This window comes from Paraburkholderia sp. BL9I2N2 (assembly GCF_004339745.1).
Lineage (GTDB): Bacteria > Pseudomonadota > Gammaproteobacteria > Burkholderiales > Burkholderiaceae > Paraburkholderia.
Map to the genome: position 1 here is coordinate 800,591 of NZ_SMGP01000002.1, position 18,491 is coordinate 819,081.

General features: G+C 62.9%; 15 protein-coding genes. 7 read left to right on the plus strand and 8 right to left on the minus strand.

Features of this window, described 5'->3' with window-relative positions; all coding sequences use genetic code 11:
* Positions 1-899: 899 nt before the first annotated feature.
* Positions 900-1,739 carry a metallophosphoesterase gene (locus tag B0G74_RS25535; RefSeq protein ID WP_132377629.1) on the plus strand — a complete coding sequence of 280 codons (840 nt, stop codon included), beginning with the start codon at positions 900-902 and terminating at the stop codon, positions 1,737-1,739.
* Positions 1,740-1,805: 66 nt separating this feature from the next.
* Here B0G74_RS25535 and B0G74_RS25540 read toward each other — a convergent pair whose 3' ends face one another.
* The 4 genes from B0G74_RS25540 to B0G74_RS25555 all read right to left on the minus strand — a co-directional run bounded on the left by B0G74_RS25540 (position 1,806) and on the right by B0G74_RS25555 (position 6,445).
* Positions 1,806-2,693 (minus strand): amidohydrolase, encoded by an 888-nt coding sequence (locus B0G74_RS25540; RefSeq protein WP_207915729.1) that lies wholly within the window; start codon positions 2,691-2,693, stop codon positions 1,806-1,808.
* Positions 2,694-2,800: 107 nt separating this feature from the next.
* The gene (locus tag B0G74_RS25545; RefSeq protein WP_132377631.1) at positions 2,801-3,835 is read right to left on the minus strand and encodes a substrate-binding domain-containing protein; all 1,035 of its coding nucleotides are present in this window, start codon (positions 3,833-3,835) and stop codon (positions 2,801-2,803) included.
* A 38-nt stretch (positions 3,836-3,873) separates the two neighbouring features.
* Positions 3,874-4,869 (minus strand): ABC transporter permease, encoded by a 996-nt coding sequence (locus B0G74_RS25550; protein ID WP_132377632.1) that lies wholly within the window; start codon positions 4,867-4,869, stop codon positions 3,874-3,876.
* Positions 4,870-4,918: 49 nt separating this feature from the next.
* A complete protein-coding gene (locus B0G74_RS25555; protein ID WP_132377633.1) occupies positions 4,919-6,445 on the minus strand; it encodes a sugar ABC transporter ATP-binding protein in 1,527 nt (508 codons plus the stop codon).
* Between the two features lie 381 nt (positions 6,446-6,826).
* On the opposite strand from B0G74_RS25555, the gene B0G74_RS25560 reads away from it, so the two are divergent.
* The 5 genes from B0G74_RS25560 to B0G74_RS25580 all read left to right on the plus strand — a co-directional run bounded on the left by B0G74_RS25560 (position 6,827) and on the right by B0G74_RS25580 (position 11,954).
* Positions 6,827-7,723 carry a LysR substrate-binding domain-containing protein gene (locus B0G74_RS25560; RefSeq protein WP_132377634.1) on the plus strand — a complete coding sequence of 299 codons (897 nt, stop codon included), beginning with the start codon at positions 6,827-6,829 and terminating at the stop codon, positions 7,721-7,723.
* 197 nt (positions 7,724-7,920) lie between these two features.
* Positions 7,921-8,670, plus strand: a complete 750-nt coding sequence (locus tag B0G74_RS25565) for an SDR family NAD(P)-dependent oxidoreductase (protein WP_132377635.1) — start codon at positions 7,921-7,923, stop codon at positions 8,668-8,670.
* Between the two features lie 73 nt (positions 8,671-8,743).
* Positions 8,744-10,072, plus strand: a complete 1,329-nt coding sequence (locus tag B0G74_RS25570) for an MFS transporter (RefSeq protein ID WP_132377636.1) — start codon at positions 8,744-8,746, stop codon at positions 10,070-10,072.
* A 38-nt stretch (positions 10,073-10,110) separates the two neighbouring features.
* Positions 10,111-10,956 carry a transketolase gene (locus B0G74_RS25575; protein ID WP_132377637.1) on the plus strand — a complete coding sequence of 282 codons (846 nt, stop codon included), beginning with the start codon at positions 10,111-10,113 and terminating at the stop codon, positions 10,954-10,956.
* Positions 10,953-11,954, plus strand: coding sequence for a transketolase family protein (locus B0G74_RS25580; protein ID WP_132377638.1), 1,002 nt, complete (start codon positions 10,953-10,955; stop codon positions 11,952-11,954). Before B0G74_RS25575 ends, B0G74_RS25580 begins: the two co-directional genes overlap by 4 nt.
* 111 nt (positions 11,955-12,065) lie before the next feature.
* On the opposite strand, the gene B0G74_RS25585 is transcribed toward B0G74_RS25580, so the two are convergent.
* On the minus strand, positions 12,066-12,398 hold the full coding sequence (locus B0G74_RS25585) for a DUF2322 family protein (protein WP_132377639.1): 333 nt from the start codon (positions 12,396-12,398) through the stop codon (positions 12,066-12,068).
* Between the two features lie 83 nt (positions 12,399-12,481).
* On the minus strand, positions 12,482-14,395 hold the full coding sequence (locus B0G74_RS25590) for an SMP-30/gluconolactonase/LRE family protein (RefSeq protein ID WP_132377640.1): 1,914 nt from the start codon (positions 14,393-14,395) through the stop codon (positions 12,482-12,484).
* 317 nt (positions 14,396-14,712) lie between these two features.
* Here B0G74_RS25590 and B0G74_RS25595 point away from each other — a divergent pair, with 317 nt between their 5' ends.
* Positions 14,713-16,386 carry a cyclic nucleotide-binding domain-containing thioredoxin-disulfide reductase gene (locus B0G74_RS25595; RefSeq protein ID WP_132377641.1) on the plus strand — a complete coding sequence of 558 codons (1,674 nt, stop codon included), beginning with the start codon at positions 14,713-14,715 and terminating at the stop codon, positions 16,384-16,386.
* Between the two features lie 42 nt (positions 16,387-16,428).
* Here B0G74_RS25595 and B0G74_RS25600 read toward each other — a convergent pair whose 3' ends face one another.
* Entirely contained in the window at positions 16,429-17,754 is a 1,326-nt protein-coding gene (locus B0G74_RS25600) for an ATP-binding protein (RefSeq protein WP_132377642.1), read from the minus strand.
* Positions 17,751-18,491 (minus strand): response regulator, encoded by a 741-nt coding sequence (locus B0G74_RS25605; RefSeq protein WP_132377643.1) that lies wholly within the window; start codon positions 18,489-18,491, stop codon positions 17,751-17,753. The genes B0G74_RS25600 and B0G74_RS25605 overlap by 4 nt, the downstream gene beginning before the upstream one ends.

The following is an 18,491-nucleotide window of genomic DNA, read 5'->3' on the forward strand; positions in this document are numbered from 1 at the left end:
GCGTCGTGCATTATTTCCGGCGTGTGGAAAACCCGTAGGACCATTGGCTGGCAATGGTTCGACAAATGCTTCGGTCAAATATGCTGCCATTGAGCGGACAAAAGTACGTTTTACTGGGCGCGTCCGGAATGTTGCAAGCGTGAGACGGACGGCCTGAGAGCGGCGCGCTGGCACGGCAGCGAAAAGCGATGTCCGCACACTTCCCTATGTGGGGTAGCGCGCATTGTGCGATTGACGGTCGCTCGCCCCATTGTTCTCGCGTGCGATGAAACGCTTGGGATCGACGCCGCGGCAAAAAATTTTTGGGTTTGCGCAAGGAAAGCATCGGCTGCCCTCGGATGATGCGCGGCACCCTGCTAGTGGCGCTTATCAACGCGATTTGGGTCCCATTCGGCATCGCGGTTTGGCAAGCGCAACGATAAAACCATCGTTCATGGCGCGCGCCATGGCGACCTGGACAGCGAAGAAGGGCGACGCGTCCGGTTTCGTTCAGCCCTGCGAGCCGGCCCAGTCAATGGACGCGCCCACAACGGTTGGTCGTCGAGGACATCGGCTATGAACTGCGAGCGCCTTCACGCGCCACTTGTAACCGAGCGTAAAAGACACTGCCCGCGCCCCCCGCCTAATGCGACGATGTCGCCGCTCCGCCCGCACCCCACCAAGGCCCCGTTCGTCCTGAAGCTCGATCCGGACGATGGAAACGGCATGCTCGTCCCAACACCTCGTTACAAATCGACACTGAAAGCGCCCAATCGGCGGTCAACACTGAGTGACGCGTTGCGACTGCGCGCGAAATCCAGCCAGCGAGGACACGTTCGAGGTCGAAACCATAGGGGCTTCGCGCAACAACCGTTCAGAAGTCTTTCGTCGTTTCACGTCAACCTCATTGCGGTGAAAACATGCAGCAGACTTTCATACCCGTGCGACGCTTCAAAAAGAACACGGCCGGTCGCGACTTCGTCGTAGGCGATCTGCATGGCTGTTTTAGCCGGCTTCGAAGAGAACTGGAACTGCGCCGGTACGACCCGTCTCGCGACAGGCTTTTCGCCGTCGGCGACCTGGTCGATCGGGGCATCGAATCGCCGGCCGTGCTCGAATTCGTGAGTCGATATCGGATTCAATCGGTGCGCGGCAATCATGAGGACACGATCGTGCGGTGGCACCGCCACGGCGGCAAGAACGCGTCGATTCGCTCCAACGGCGGAGAGTGGCTGTTCGATATGGCCTACGACAAAGCGGCGCTGGACGACATCGTGACGTATATGGCGGCCCTTCCCTACGCGATCGAAATCGAAACGGACGACGGCCTTGTGGGAATCGTGCACGCCAACGTGCCCATGCAATCGTGGCCGAAGATGGTTCAGGCGCTCGAACAGGAGGACCGCAACGGACCGGTGCGCCGAAAGGCCATCTGGGATCGCTCGCGCTGGATTCCGGGCAAGGCGGCAGGTTTTGTTTCGATGCGGCGGGCCTTCGCGCAACTGTGCCAACGGTTTGCTTCGGGATGGCGTGACCCGGGCGGCCGCATCGACGGCGTGGCCGCGGTCATCGTCGGACACACGCCGGTGCGCGAGCCGAGGGTTCGCGGCAACGTCATCAACGTCGATACGGGACTGGTGTATGGCGGAGCGCTGACGCTACTGCGTCTGGACGAGATACCCATGCTGCTCAATCGCACCGCTCGCGAACAACCCGCGTTCGGCCGGTCGAAAGGATATCCGGCGGGTTCGGGCGTGTGATCGGGCGGGCGATTGCGCGCTCGCCGTCCGCCATTCCATCCGCCCACGCCAACCGTCTCGCCGGCATCACAGCCTGTACACCCGCTCCGCGTTGTCATGAAACAGCGCAGCCCTTTCCTGCGCAGAGAAGTCCCGGGTAATCTCCTTGAACGCGTTGAACACGTCGTCGTAACTGCTGAACAGTTTGTCGACCGGGAAGTTGCTCGCGAACATGCAGCGTTCCACGCCGAATGCTTCGATCGCATGCAGGACGAACGGGCGGATGCTGTCCACGGTCCACTTCCAGTCGCCCATGCCCAGGCCGGAGATCTTGCAGAAAACGTTGTCCGCTGAAGCAAGCAAGGTCATGCTCTTTTTCCACGCCTCGATCTCTTCGGGAGCGCGATCGACTGGCATGCCGGTGTGGTTGAGCACCATGGGCGTACCGGGAAAGTCGCGCGCTAGTGCGAGCGCCTCTTCCATCTGCGTGTAATAGAGTTGTAGATCGAACGACAAACCGTACTCCTTGAGCAGCGCATAACCGCGCCGCCATTGCGGATCGCTCATCAGATGCGGGCTGTCGATAAACGTCTTCACCGGATCGCGGTGAAAATTCAGGCATTGGCGAATGCCTCGCACGTTCTTGTACTGACAGTGCTCTTCGATCACGGCCTGTGCGTTCGGCGACGACAGATCGGCAAAACCGACAATGCCATGCGGATAGCCGTGTTTGTCCGCGACACTCTGAAGCCATCGTGTTTCGGCCACCGGATCGTTGTGGTCGTATTCGACCTGAAGATGAACCGTCTTCACCACGTTCTGATTCTTGATGTCGGCAAGAAAATCGTCGATCAGATAGTCCTTGCGAATGGCCGAATAGTCTCCGAACACGCGTTTGAGCATCGGCCCTTGCAACCACGGATAGTTGCCGGTCTTCAGATCGTACAGGTGATGATGCGGGTCGACGATAGGCAGATTGTCCACAGTGCCTCCTTATAGGGTTATACGACGCGCCGCTCGGCTCGCGACAAAACGCAATGCAACGAAACGAGCGGCCGCGCAATCAGCTCAACATCGATTCCTCAGTACTTGCCCGCTGAAGGCGGATAGACACGCTTGACGGTGGCCTGCGCGTCCGGCTGATCGATCGTCTCCTTCGTCACGAGCGGCTCCTTGAGCGCGAGTTCCTGGGTGGTCGGCTTGTGGTTCAGCGCATTGAACACCTGCGTGGTCGCGTCGATCCCTTGCCCCACCGCCTCTTGCAGGAAGATGCCCTGGATCGTGCCGTCGCGCAGCAGCTTGATCGTCGTCGGGCTGCCATCGGCGGTGACGACCGCCACCTTGCCGACAGCACCACGCGTTTGCAGCGCCTTGGCGGCGCCGGTCGCGGCTTCGTCGTACATGCCGTAAATCGCCTTGACGTCCGGATGAGCGGTCAGCACGTCGTTGGCCTGCTGCACCGCTTCATTGACCGTGAGCCCGTGCGTTTCGAGCACTTGCACCAGATCGCAGCCATCGGCCTTGAACGACTCCTGCGCGCCCTTCATATACTTCTGCGCATTCTCGCGATCCTGCGGCAGCGACAGCATCGCCACCTTGTTGCTGCCGCGTTCCTTTGCGAGCTTGCAGACGTACGTGCCCTGAGCCTTGCCCGTATCGTAGTTATTCGCGGTCACGGCCGACGTATAGTCCGTCTGTCCCGCTTGCGGCCCGATACCCGTAAAAGCCACCGGCACGGACTTCGACTTCAGCAGACGCAATACGGGCGGCGTGCTGGTCGAACTGACCGGCCCGATCACGATCGCGTTGACGCCGCGCGTCATGGCCGTGCGCACGTTGTCCATCTGCTTGGCCGGCGAGTTCTCCGAGGTGAACTCGACATAGTCCATGCCGAGTTCCTGCGCCCGTTGCTTGACGCCATACGCGACCCACTGCCAGTACGAAATATCCAGCGACGGCGCGATATACGCGACCGTCTGCTTGTCCGCCGCCACCGCCATCTGCGAGGCGAACGCCGCGGCGAGCGCGACTATAGATGCCGCCACCGATGCCGCCGCGACCCGTGCGACCGGCCGGCCCGAGAATCCGCCGGCTGATTTGAACGTGCGCTTGTTCATGATGTGTCTCCTTCCTGATAGTTTTAGCGAACCCGTGCTCAACGCCGGGCTTTGGTAATGCGGTCCACGAGAACCGCGATGAGAATGACGACACCGGTCACGGTGCCTTGCCAGAAACTGTTCACGCCGATCAGATTGGCGCCGTTCTGAATGATCGTGATCATCAGCGCACCGAGCAGCGCGCCGATCGCCGAACCGGTCCCGCCGAACAGGCTCGCGCCGCCGATCACCACGGCCGCGATGGCCTGCAGCATCAGGCTCGATCCTGCGGTGGCTTCCGCATTGCTGATGTACGAGACGCTGACGATGCTTGCAAACGAAGCCAGCAAGCCCGAAAGCAGATACGCGCCGAGCCGCACGCGATTGACAGGAATCCCGATCACACGCGCCGACGAACTGCTGCTGCCGATCGCATACAGCCAGCGGCCCGCCACCACCTTGCGCAAGCAGAATTCGATTGCGACGAGCAGCAGCACGCACCACAGCGCATAGTTCGGCAGGCCGGGAATCAGCGTCCCCGAATCGAGCAGCCAGTAGTCGGGGTTGGAGATCGGCAGCGAATGGCCGTCGGTCACGATGAACGAGAGGCTGCCCGCAATCGCATACGTGCTCAGCGTCACGACGAACGGCGCGAGTCCGACGAACGTCACGAGTGCACCGTTTAGCGCGCCGATCACGATGCCGACCGAGAGTCCCGCGACACTGCTCGCGACCGCGCCGTAGCCGTGCGCCATCGCAAGGCCGGTGACCATGCCGGTCAGCGAGAACACCGAACCGACGGACAGATCGATGCCGCCGGTGATGATCACGAGTAACACGCCGAACGCCATGATGACGAGCGGCGCAGCCGCCTGCGTCACGTTGGAAATATTGCCGCCCGACAGCGCGGCCGGCACGATCATGCCGACCGCGAGTTCGATCACGATGATCGCAATGGCAATCGCGATTTCGGTGCGGTAGGCGGATAGCAGGCGGCGCCCCGCGCCACTGCGTTTGGGCTGCCCCTCCACGATCGGATGAGTGGCTGATTTCATGACTGTCTCCAGATTGATGATGTTTTGTGCGAAGCGGCGTTAGCCTTCGCTAGGCGGCCATGCCCGTTGCGGCGGCGAGTTGCGTTTCGTTGACGTCGGCGTGGCGCAAGACTTCGGTGGGCTTGCCGTCCAGATCGAACGCGAGCACGGTGTCGCACAGTTCGACCAGCTCGATGTATTCGGTCGACCACCAGACGATCGTCGTGCCCTGCCGCGCCATCTTGCGAATCAACGCGTAGATTTCGCGCTTCGTGCGAATGTCCACACCGCGGGTCGGCTCTTCGAGCACCAGCAGTCTTGGGCGGAGTAATAGCCAGCGGGCGATCAGCAATTTCTGCTGCGTGCCGCCGCTCAGTGTGGCCGGCAGATCCCACAGCGAGCCCGCGCGAATCTTCAGTGCGTCGAGCAGCCGTGTGCTCTGCTCGATCTCCTCGCGCTTCACGACACTGCGCCGGTTGACGACACGCGCGGCCGCGACGAGGTTGTCGACGATAGGCAGCGTGGCGAGCACACCCTTGTTCGAGCGATCGCCCGAGACGAAGCCGACGCCATCGCGCGCACCGGCCGAAGGATGCCCATAGCTGACGCGCGCGCCGTCGCGTGTGATGGCCCACGAACCGGCGGGCGCGATGCCGGTCAGCGCATCGATCAGCGAAGACGGACCGACCGGCGCACCCGCTAGACCGATGATCGCGCCCGCCGGCACCTCGATCGCCACGCCGTCGCGTTCGATGCGCAATGCGCCTGCATGGATGCGAGCATTGTTACCGCCGGTGTCCTGCTCCGCCAACTCCGCCGACTCCGCGACGCTTGCTGCCGCCTCGTCGACCACGATGCTCTGGCCCATGCATTCGATGATCTCGCGGTCCGTGATCGCATCGAGCGCGACGCGATCGACGGCCGTCTTGCCGTCGCGAATGATCGTGCAGACGTCGGCGATCTGGCGAATCTCACGCATGCGGTGCGAGACGAACAGCACCGCGAGCCCCGTATCGGCGATCAGTCGCCGTAACACCGCAAAGAGCCGAATCGTTTCTGCGGCGGTCAGATTGGCGGTCGGTTCGTCGAGCAACAACAGCTTGGCGCCCGAGCCGAGCGCGCGTGCGATCTCCACGAGTTGACGCTCGTGCAAGGTCAAATCGCCGACCAGCCGTCCCGACGATTCACGCGCGAACTGCGGATCGATCAGCGACAGCGCTTCGACGGCGATCTCCATCGACGCGCGTTCGCTATATTTCGCCGTACCGCGCCGCAGCCGCGGCATCGCGATGTTCTCGGCCACGGACAGATGCGGCAGCAGCGCCAGTTCCTGATTGACGACCGCGATAGTGCCGGCGGCAACGTGCCCGCCTACGGATGCGCCGATCGCTTGCCCGTCGAATTCGAGCGTGCCGCCGTCGCGTTCGAACTGACCGGAGATGATCTTGATCAGCGTCGATTTGCCCGCGCCGTTGCCACCCAGAAAAGCGTGCACTTCACCGGGTGCGATCGAAAGATCGAATCCCTTCAGCACGCTCGTCGGTCCAAAGCTCTTGACGATCGAACGCGCCGTCAGCAAGAAGCGTTGTTCAGTCATGTCCTGTCTCCTTCCGCGTTTTTCCGCACGCTGCGTATGTTCTGCGAGCGCGTGGCATGAAGCCCACCGGTACACCGCATCGGCGTAGACCGGCGAGTGCTTTCACTGGATAGGGGAACGAACGGGATGAAATGGCTGCGTATGAGCGTCGGCTAATCGCGCGCTCACCGGGAAAGTCGGATAATCCATTACTGTCTCCTGCACAGTTGTTGCACTGCGCAACCTATGTTTATGATTAGCCGCTCTGCGGCAGTGAAACTGCCGGATCAGTATCGAGAGGACTTCATGCATCCCTGGCTGCGCGGCTTGTCGACAGAATGGCAGTGCGAATGGCGTGCGAACAAGGCGGTTTCATTCAACTGCATCTGAAAAAATTTCACTATGCGCATTCCACCGGTCAAAGCCATCGTCGCGTTCGAGAGCGTGGCCAGAACGAAAAGCGTCAACCGGGCCTCCGAAGAGCTCGGCTTGACCGCGTCGGCCGTCAGTCATCAGATCAGCAATCTCGAGTCGGTGATCGGCCAGCCGCTCTTTTATCGCTCGGGCCGTGGGCTCGTCCTCACGCCGACCGGCGAGCGTTATCTGTCCGATGTGACGGGATCGCTGGCGGATCTGAGCCGCGCCACTGAGCGCGCGTCGAGTCGCACCGACGTCGATATCCTGCGGGTGCACTCCAGTCCCAGCTTCGGGCTCATGTGGCTGCTGCCGCGGCTCGCGTCGTTTCAGGAAGCCAATGGCGATATCCAGTTGAATCTCGCCTGCTCATATGAGGACGTCTCGTTTACCAGCGGTTATTACGACATCGACCTGCGCCACGGTTACGCGAATTGGCGCGACCTTGAAGTCAGAACATTGCGCGGCGAATTCATCACACCTCTCGCGTCGCCGACCTATCTGGAGAACCATCCGGTAAAAACGCCTGAAGACCTGCTGCAACATCGCCTGATCTATTCGGAGACGCCGCTCGTACAGTGGAAGCAGTGGTTCGGGCGTACCGGCGTATCGGCCGCCCACAAGACCTTCGACTTCTCCTTCGACCGCTCGTACATGTCGTTGGAGACAGCAGCGCTCGGCCTCGGCATCGCGCTGGAAAGCGTGATGCTCGCCTCGGTTCGGATCAGGGAAGGCAAGCTCGTGCCGGTATTCGACGAGACGCACGCCGTGGAGGTCGGCGCGCATCATCTGGTCTACCCGCCGCAAAACGCCGAGCTTCCACGTGTCACGCGCTTTATCGCGTGGATCGAGCGCGAGGTCGGGCGCATGGAGCGCAAAGCCTGAGTCCGCGTCGATCTTTGCCAGGGTTTTCCAGCATCACATGCGCTGAGAGTGCGAATGCGGCGTCGCACCATACAACGCCTGCTTCGAAGCAGCACGTCACCTGAAAATTTCTCAAACATAGTTGAGCAGTACGTCGTTGATGCGACCGGCCGCGCAGTAGACACTTCGGCCATCACATCAACACTCAGGAGACAATCATGCTGTTGGAGAACAAAGTCGTCATCGTGACCGGCGCCGCCTCACCGCGCGGAATCGGCAAGGCAACCGCTAAAGCACTCGCCGCTCAGGGCGCACGCATCGTCATTCTCGATCTGCGCGAAGAAGACGCGCAGCGCGCCGCCGCCGATCTCGGCGACGCGCATCTGGGCCTCGCCTGCGACGTTACCGACAAAGACGCGTGCGTCTCGGCCGCCAAAGCGACGCTCGAGCGCTACGGCCGCATCGACGGCCTCATCAACAATGCCGGCATCACGCAACCGGCGCGCACGCTGGACATCACGTCCGAAAACTTCAACGCGATCGTCGACGTCAATCTGCGCGGCACGCTCTACATGTCGCAAGCCGTGCTGCCGGCGATGAAAGAGCAGAGGAGCGGCAGCATAGTCTGCATGTCGTCGGTCTCCGCGCAACGCGGCGGCGGCATTTTCGGCGGCCCGCACTACAGCGCGGCGAAAGCCGGCGTGCTCGGGCTTTCGCGTGCAATGGCCCGCGAGTTCGGCGGCGACAGCATTCGCGTGAACTCGATCACGCCCGGTCTGATCCAGACCGACATCACCGGCGACAAGCTCACTACGGACATGCGCGCCGACATCATCAAGGGCATTCCACTCGGCCGTCTCGGCGACGCGAGCGACGTGGCGAACGCGTGCCTGTTCCTCGTCAGCGACCTGTCGACCTATCTCACGGGCATCACGCTCGACGTGAACGGCGGCATGCTCATTCATTGACGCGTTGCCGCTTGCAGAGAGCGGCAAAGTGCCCGGCACCCTGGCCATCCCGGGGCCATGGAAGGAGACACACATGAAAACGAAATACCCCGCGGCATCCCTTGCCGCCGACCTACCGAACCAGGCGGACTCGACGAGCTTCGAGTCGAAAACCTACGCGAAAGTCAGCCGCCGCCTGATCCCGTTCCTGATGCTGTGCTATCTCGGCGCCTATCTCGACCGTGTCAACGTCGGCTTCGCGAAGCTGCAGATGCTCAACGACCTGCGCTTCAGCGAAACCGTGTACGGCATGGGCGCAGGGATTTTCTTTCTCGGCTATTTCCTCTTCGAGGTGCCGAGCAACCTGGTGCTGCATCGTGTCGGCGCACGCAAGTGGCTCGCGCGGATCATGTTGACGTGGGCGGTGATCTCCGCGTGCTTCATCTTCGTGAAATCGCCTACAGCCTTCTACGTGCTGCGTTTTATGCTCGGCGTCGCCGAGGCCGGCTTCGCGCCCGGTGTGATTCTCTATCTGACCTACTGGTTTCCGGCCGCGCGCCGCGCCAAAGCGTTGTCGCTGTTCTTCATGGCGATACCGCTGGCCGGCATTATCGGCGGCCCGCTGTCGGGCTGGATCATGCACTCGCTGCAAGGCGCGATGGACATGGCCGGCTGGAAGTGGCTGTTCCTACTGGAAGCACTGCCTTCGCTCGTGCTCGGCGTCGCGATCCTGCTCTATCTCGACGATGGCATCGCGAAAGCGAAGTGGCTGACGGATTCCGAAAAGACGCTGCTCGCCCGCAATGTGGCCGGCGACAACGCGCATAAGATCGCCCACGTCTCGGTCAAGTCGTTCATCGGCGACCGCCGCTTGTGGCTGATGGCTGCGATCTACTTCTGCGTGGTGCTCGGCCAGTACGGCCTGACGTTCTGGCTGCCGACCATCATCCGCAAATCCGGCGTCGCTGATCCGCTGTGGATCGGCGTGTTCACGGCGATTCCTTATCTGTGCGCCATCATCGCACTGCCGTTGGTCGGCATGAGCGCGGACCGTCATCGCGAACGCCGGCTGCATCTGGCGATTCCGATGCTGATCGCCGCGGCGGGCTTCATCCTGCTGCCCGCAATCGGCAGTGTGCCGGCCTCTATCGTCTGTCTGAGCGTCGCTGCCGCCGGCATTCTCGCGTCCTCGTCGCAGTTCTGGTCGCTGCCGACCGCGTTGCTCGGCGGCATGTCGGCCGCAGCCGGGATCGCCGCGGTGAACTGCATCGCCAATCTCGCGGGCTTCTTCTCGCCGGCGATCGTGGGCTGGCTCAACGATCTGACTGGCAAGTCGACAGCTGGACTGATCTTTATCTCGGTGGCCGTCACGCTCGGCGCTTGCCTCGTGTTTCTGGTGCCCGCGAAGTCCGTGAACCGCTGAACCCTTCTTACTCTTTACGACTGATCACAGGAGACAACATGAACAGTCCAGAACGCGTGCCGACGGCAAGCCTTGCCGAACACGCATACCGTATCCGTAGAAACGCACTGTTGATGGGTGAAGTGCAGGGCCAGGGTTATATCGGCCAGGCGCTCGACATCGCCGATGTTCTCGCTGTCGCTTACTTCGGCGCCATGCGCTACCGGCCGGAAGATCCAGAATGGGAGGAGCGCGACCGCTTCCTGCTGTCGAACGGACACTACGCGATCGCACTGTATGCGGCGCTTTTCGAAGCCGGCATTCTGCCCGCGGAAGAACTCGAAACCTACGGCAGCGACGACAGCCGCTTGCCCATGTCGGGCATGGCGAGCTACACGCCCGGCATGGAGATGTCCGGCGGCTCGCTCGGCCAGGGCTTGACCATCGCGGTGGGCCGCTGCCTCGGCCTGAAGCGCAAAGGTTCGAAGTCGTTCGTGTACACGCTGTTCTCCGACGGTGAGCTGGACGAAGGCGCGATCTGGGAAGGCCTGATGTCCGCGAGTCACTGGAAGCTCGACAACCTGATCGCCGTGGTCGACGTGAACAACCAGCAGGCCGACGGTCCATCGACGCAGATCATGGCGTTCGAACCGCTCGTCGAGAAACTGGAGTCGTTCGGCTGGTTCACGCAGCGCGTGGACGGTAACGATATCGCCGCCGTGGCGGCCGCGTTCGATGCGGCCCGCCAGCATCCGGTTGCGCAACCACGCATCATCATCGCCGATACGCGCATGGGTTGCGGCGTGCCGTTCCTCGAACAACGCGAGAAAAACCACTTTATCCGCGTCGATGCCCATGAATGGCAATTGGCGCTCCAGGCACTCGAAGTAGGGAGACAAGCATGAGCAACGCAACCGCGAGCAAACCGCGCCTGAAGACCTCCGCGATGATCGCGTCGATCGCGAGCGAAGGGCAGGTCACACGTTCCGCGCCCTTCGGCCACGCGCTGGTGGAACTGGCTCGGCAAAAGCAGAACGTGATCGGCATGACCGCCGACCTCGGAAAATATACGGACCTGCATATCTTCGCCAAGGAATTTCCGGAGCGTTTCTACCAGATGGGCATGGCCGAGCAATTACTGATGGGCGCGGCATCGGGATTCGCGCATGAAGGCGCGCAACCGTTCGTCACGACCTACGCGGTTTTCGCCACGCGCCGCGCGTACGACTTCATGCATCAAACGATCGCCGAAGACAATCTCGACGTGAAGATCATCTGCGCGCTGCCGGGCCTGACGACCGGCTACGGTCCCAGCCACCAGGCCGCGGAAGATCTCGCCCTGATGCGCGCGATGCCGAACATGACCGTGATCGATCCGTGCGACGCGCTCGACATCGAGCAGATGGTGCCCGCGATCGCCGCGCATCAGGGCCCTGTCTATGCGCGCCTGCTGCGCGGCAACGTGCCGGCAGTGCTCGACGAATACGACTACACGTTCGAACTCGGCAAAGCCAAGCTGTTGCGCGACGGCGCGGAAGTACTGGTCATCTCGTCCGGCATCATGACGATGCGCGCGCTCGAAGTGGCGAAGGCATTGGAGAACGACCGGATCGGCGTAGCCGTGCTGCATGTGCCGACGATCAAGCCGCTCGACACGGAAACGATCGTGCGCGAAGCGAAGCGCTCGGGGCGGCTCGTGGTGGTCGCCGAAAATCATACGGTGATCGGCGGTCTGGGCGAAGCGGTCGCCGCGGAACTGATGCGCGCGGGCGTGGCGTGTCACTTCCGGCAAGTGGGTCTGCCCGATGCGTTCCTCGATGCCGGCGCGTTGCCGACATTGCACGACCGCTATGGCATTTCGACTGCCACGATGTCCGAGGCGATCAAGGGCTGGTTGAACTGAACGTGTGTTGATCGGCGACGCCGGCATGCAGCCGGCGTCGTCTTATCCGACCAGCGCGGCCTTGCGGATCGACTCGCCCGCCCGCGCCACGCTGATGACAATCAACTCATTTCAGCCAGCAGCCACGACGTCGATCCGCAACGCTTCGCCACCCGCCGCGATCGCGAGCAGGATGTCGACGTTCGGGTGCGCACCCGACCGATTGCGCGCATCGGCCGTATGCTCGGCGAACACCACGAGGCCGTGCTCGGCCGCTTTGGCGTCGAGCGTGCCGAACGCTTGCCGCAGATAGTTGTACACCGCAAGCGAGCCCTGCTTGCCCGGCTTGTTCTCGATGCTGGCCACCACGGCGCCCTTGCCGTCCAGCAGATCGATACGCGCGATACCGTCGATAGCCGGCATCTGCGCGAGGTTGTCCTTGAATACGTTGCCCGGTTGAATCATTGAAACCACTCCTTGTGTTCGGAAAATTGCGGCGCGGGCCGTATCTTATCCGATAGGGAGTGTCATAGCCGAGCGCACGGTCGTCATGGCGTCCAGCGATACACCACCATGCTCGAACCGTTGTAGTTGTCTTTCGTGATCACATACTCGCCCGCGGCTCTGAGATACGCCCGCAGGCCGTACATCGAATCGACGTCGTTGCCGACATCCACGGTTCCCGGACTCGAATTGATCAGCGTGGTGACGAGCTGACCCGTAGTGAGATTGAAGACGTCGATATTCGGCACTGTGTGCACATAGCCGACGAACAGATAATTGCCCGCCGCCGTGATCGACTTGGGATTGGCGCTGGTGAGAGTGATCACCGGGTCGGGCCGCGTGGCGTTGCCCGCGCTCCAACCGTGATAGACCTCGATGCGTGACTGCATGGCCGTCCAGTCCCAGCTTCCCGCAATGCCCTGCGCGAGGATCATGGTGTCGCTCTCCGCGAGGTAGAGGATGCGCGTGAGCGGCCGGATGCTCTGCGGAATGGAGATCGTGACCGCCGGGCCCCAAGTCGGTTTGCCGTTGCCGTCGAAGCCGCTCAGCGGATAGTGGTAGATGTGATTCGTCCGGTCCAGACCGGCCCACACGTCGCCCCTGCTATCGATGCTGAAGCCGCCCGTGACCTGCAGATTCGTATTGAACGCCGCTCCCGGAATCGACGCGTCCGGTATTGCTATGTAGCCGCTCGCCGGATTGAAATGGAAAAAATAGAAGACGCCGGGGTTCTGTCCGGACGCCACCAGAATCCGGTTGCCGCCGACCGTGACGAGCTGGCCGAAGTGCTCGTCGCGCTGCGTGTCGTTCATGTTCAGGCGCGGATCGGACGGATACGTGAACGGGTCGACCGTGTTCGCGACGAAGGTGCCGCCCGCCGTGCCGGTGTAAATGTGCGTACCGCTGTAGAAGTAGGCGCCGTCCGTCGACGGGTCCGGGGCCGCGACCGCCTCGAAGTTGAGCGACTGCAGCTTCCATTCGAGGTTGCCGGCGCCGTCGTAGGCGTGAAGGTCGGTGGCGCCGTTGCGCCCGAGGTCCCAGCCGCCGCCCCACGGGTTGTTGAGCACGTACAGGTTGCCGGCGGCGTCCTTGCCGATGCCGACCACACGTGTGAAGCGCTTGTCGCCCACCTGCCCTTTGATACCGCTGGTGGTGTCGAGATAGCCGCCCTGAATGCCGAACGTGCCGATGAGCGTCGGCGTGCCCGCGATCGTGTAGCGCTTGATATTCATGTCCGGCCCCTGGTCGCCGACCATGAGTTGCGCGGACGCGGCATCGAAATACAGCGCCGAGGGCCGCGACGTCGCAGGCATCTGGATGGTGTTCAGCAGCGCGCCGGCCGGACTGAACTCGACGATCGTGGCCGCGCTCTGCTGCGCGACCCACAGATTGCCGGCGCTATCCAGCGCCAGCGCACCGGGACCCGATACCTTGATGTCTTGCTGCCAGACGCCGTCGGTCGTGAAGACGCGCACGCGATTGCCGTAGAAGTCGCTTGCGTACAGCAATGAGCCCACGGTCGCGAGACCGGTGATGACATCGGCATGCGGTATCGCCGTCCACACGCTGACGGGGATGATCAGGTCACGCGTCTGGGTGGCGCGGTTGTACCGCCCCACCGAGCCGCTGCCGAACGACCTGTTGTATTGCAACGCTGCGAAGATCGACGTGGCATTGCCGGTAATGGCGCTGCCCTGAAAGTCGGCGTGCGTGCCGATCGAGCCAAGGCTCTGGCCGTTCTGATAGATCGCGACGCCGCCCTCGTTCTCGTCCCACAACGAAGCCGTGTAGATCACGCCTTCCGGCGCGACCCATAGCGAGCGCGCGGTGTTGCCCACGTGCGCGGCGAGTGTGCCGAACGTATTGCCCAGCCAGTCGGTGGTGTATTGCGCGTAACAGGTCTGCGCGAACAAGATCGCCGCGCACAGGAGCGCGGCACGGATTTGGTGCTTGACCATGAGTAATGCTCTCCGAACAATCATTTCTCGACAATGTAACTCGCCAGATATGAAAAGTCGGTGATTCGTATGAAGATATGTTCAAGGCACAGCAGTTAAACCATGCAGCGTGCATGTAAATGGAAATGGGCCGCCCACGAGCAAGCGGCACACCCCTCTTTTTCGCACTTTACCTACGCCTGGTCTCAGGCGCACAATCTCTGCGGATAGGACGGTCCGCCGTCGTCTCCGGTCCATGCAGACCGTTCGCGCCGATGCGGCATCCGGCAGCAAGCTCACCACGGCGCGCAGCACGCGCCCTCCATTCGGAACGCCCCATGAGCAATAAGTCGTCAAGCAGACGTGAAGACCTGGTGCCCGGCGGCAGCCGCCACCATCAGATTTTTCCAACGCTCGATGAACGTCAGTTTGCGGTGCTGGAACGATACGGCGAACGGCGCCGGCTGAAGGCAGGCGACATCCTGTTCACCGAAGGCGACCGGCACATTCCTATGTTCACCGTCGTCTCCGGCGCGATCGAGGCGACGCGAGGCGCCGGCGACAAGCGCCACGTTCTGGGCACGCACGGCCCCGGCTGCTTCACCGGCGAGGTGGGCACGCTCGCGGGCCGCGGCGCGGTAGCGACGGCCCACGCCATCAGCGATTGCGAAGTGATCGTGATCGACGAGGAATCGCTGCGGGCGCTCGTCGTCGCGGAAGCGGAGTTGAGCGAAACGATCATGCGCGCGTTCATCCTGCGGCGCGTCGCGTTCATTCAGGATCAGCACGGCGGTCTGCTGGTAATCGGCAGTTCGGCTTCGTGGAGCACGCTCGTGCTGCGGCATTTCCTGAGCCGCAATGCGCAGCCTTTCGCCTACTTCGATATCGTCGAACACGAGGAAGCCAAGGGGTTGCTCGAGCGTTATGACGCAACCGAAGCCGATATTCCCGTGATCGTCACCCTGCAAGGCAATGTGCTCAAGCAGCCGACCAACCGGGCGGTAGCCGATGCGATCGGCCTGAGCCCCGACCGGCTGAACGGCGAACGGTTCGACGTGGTCGTGGTCGGCGCGGGACCGGGAGGTCTTGCGGCCGCGGTGTACGCGGCCTCCGAAGGACTGAGGGTCGCGGTGCTCGACACCAAGGCGCCCGGTGGCCAGGCCGGCACCAGCTCGAAGATTGAAAATTACTTTGGATTCCCGACCGGCATCTCGGGACAAGCGCTTGCCGGCCGGGGCCTGTCCCAATGCCGCAAATTCGGTGCGGAAGTCGGCGTGCCCATCGAAGTGCTCGGCATCGAATGTGAGAACGCGCCGCCCTTTCACCTGCGCCTCAATTACAACGAGCACGTGTATGCCAGCGCGGTCGTCATCGCGACCGGCGCGCGCTATCGAAAGCCACTCCTGCCGCGCCTCGAAGAGTTCGAGGGCAGCGGCATCTATTACAGCGCGACCTATATGGAAGCCGCGTTCTGCAACAACCAGGAACTGGTCATAGTCGGTGGCGGGAATTCGGCTGGGCAGGCCGCGGTGTTCCTGTCGGGATTCGCGCGTCACGTGCATATCGTGATTCGCGGCGACGGACTCAGCGCGAGCATGTCGAACTATCTGATCCGACGGATCGAAGCGGCGGCGAACATCAGCGTTCATATGCGCACGCAGATCGTCGAACTGAACGGCGAGGCCCAACTCGAATCGATCAAGTGGGACAGTCAAGGCCGCATCGAGGAGAAACCGATCCGCCATGTGTTCCTGTTTCTCGGCGCACAGCCGAGTACCGGTTGGCTAGGCGATTGCGTCGCGCTCGACAAACACGGCTTCGTCCTCACGGGTCCCGATGCGGTTCCGCAGTGGTCGTCGGACCGCCCGCCTCATTATCTGGAGACGAGCCGGCCCGGCATCTTTGCGGTAGGCGACGTGCGCAGCGGCTCGGTGAAGCGGGTTGCGGCCGCCGTCGGCGAGGGAGCGGCCGCGATCCAGTCGCTGCATCAATATCTGGCGCTGAACAGGTGAGACCGGGCGCTGCGTGCGCCTGGCCGCCGGCGACAAGCGCAACTACGCCTTGCGCAGATTCCTCAGCGTCAAGCGCGCGTCCAGGCCGCCGCCGGGACGGTTGTGCAGCGTGAGTGTCGCATCCATCGCCATCGCAAGTTGCCGCGCGATGGCGAGGCCCAATCCCGTGCCGCCCGTATCGCGATTGCGTGAGGCTTCGAGCCGGTAGAACGGTTCGAACACCGCCTCCAGCGACTCAGCCGGTATGCCGGGGCCGCGGTCGAGCACGGCGATCGCTGTTTCTCCGCTGGGCAAAGTGGCCGCCGTGATCTCAGCCGCGCCGCTGAACTTCAACGCGTTGTCCACCAGGTTGCCGAGTATGCGGCGCAATGCCTGCGGACGCGTCACCAGCGAATCGCCGAGCCGCCCTTCCAGGCTGACCGCCTGGCCGGCGTCCACATAGTCGCAGACGAGACTGTCGAGCAGCGCGTCGGGATCGACGCGGCAAGGCACTTCCGTCGCGCCGTGCAGCGTGCGCGCGTACGTCACGCCCTCCTTCACCAGGCTTTCCATTTCCTGCAGATCCTGGCGCAGCTTCGCGCCCTGCGCGTCGTCGTCCATCACGTCGACGCGCAGGCGCATGCGCGTGATCGGCGTTTGCAGATCGTGCGAAATCGCCGCCAGAATTTGCATGCGTTCGGTCATGTAGGTGGCAATGCGGTCCTGCATCGCGTTGAAGGCGCGCGCGGCGCGCGACACTTCCGACGGCCCGTCCTCCGGCAGGCGCGCCGCCTTCAGGTCGGGGCCGAGCGTATCCGCGGCGAGCGCCAGCTGATGCAACGGGCGCGTGGCGAGCCGCACCGCCAGCCAGCAGCACGCGACCAGCATCGCCAGTTGCAACGCGAGCACGAGTGGCAACCAGCGCGACAGCGGCGCGCCCGACATGGGGCGCATATCGATCGTCAGCGGCGTGCCGTCGCTCAGTTGCAGATGAACCTGCAGGCGCTCCTTGTCGCCGGGGACGGCATTCACCGTCAGCGGATAGTGCCTGCCGATGCCGTCCGCGATGGATTGCGCCACACGCTCGGACAGATGCGCATCGATCGGGCTGCCGGCAATGCCCGGCCCCAGAATGAACTCGTAGCTGCGCCGCGCGAGCCGCGGCAGCCACTGCGCGCGTTCATTCGGCGGCAGATGATCGAGCAGCGCCACCGAGCTGCTCACTTCGCGCTCGATGTAGCCCATCATCACGTTGGTCATGGTCTGGTCGCGCTCGGTCAGCGTGAGCCAGAACGACAAGGTCTGCGCCAGCGCGAGGCCGACGAAAAGAATCAGCGCAAGCCGCGCGAACAGCGTGCGCGGCCAGTGCAGCCAGGACCAGCGGTTCATTGCGGATCCTCGATGGCAGTCACCGCCGCGGAAAAGACATAACCCTCGCTGCGCAGCGTCTTGATGTAGCGCGGCTCGCGCGCGACGTCGCGCAACCGTTGACGCAGACGGCTCACCATCAGATCGATCGAACGGTCGAACTGGTCGGCCTGACGGCCCTGCGTGAGGTTGAGGAGTTGATCGCGCGTCAGTACCCGCTGCGGATTGTCGAGAAACACGCGCAGCAAGCGATACTCGGCGCCGCTCAGTGCCACCATGGTGCCTTCGGCGTCGAGCAGATGCCGCGCGGTGGTGTCGAGTCGCCAGTCGCCGAAGGCCAGCATCGGAGCGGATTCCGTCACCTGCATGCCGGGCGGCAGCATGCGGGCGCGGCGCAGCACGGCGCGAATGCGCGCGAGCAATTCACGCACGGCGAAGGGCTTGGGCAGGTAGTCGTCGGCGCCCATCTCCAGGCCGACGATACGATCGGCTTCCTCGTTGCGCGCCGTCAGCATCAAGACCGGCACCGAACGGAATTTGCCGGCACGCAGTTCGCGGCACAGCACCAGACCGTCCTCGCCGGGCATCATCAGATCCAGCACGATCAGATCGGGCGCGCCCTGCTCCAGCGCCGCGCGCATCTGGCGCCCATTCGCCGCGAGCGACACGCGCATGCCGTTCTTCTCGAGATAACCGGCCAGCAATTCGCGGATGCCGCGGTCGTCGTCGACAATCAGTACGTGATCGATGGTTTCCAT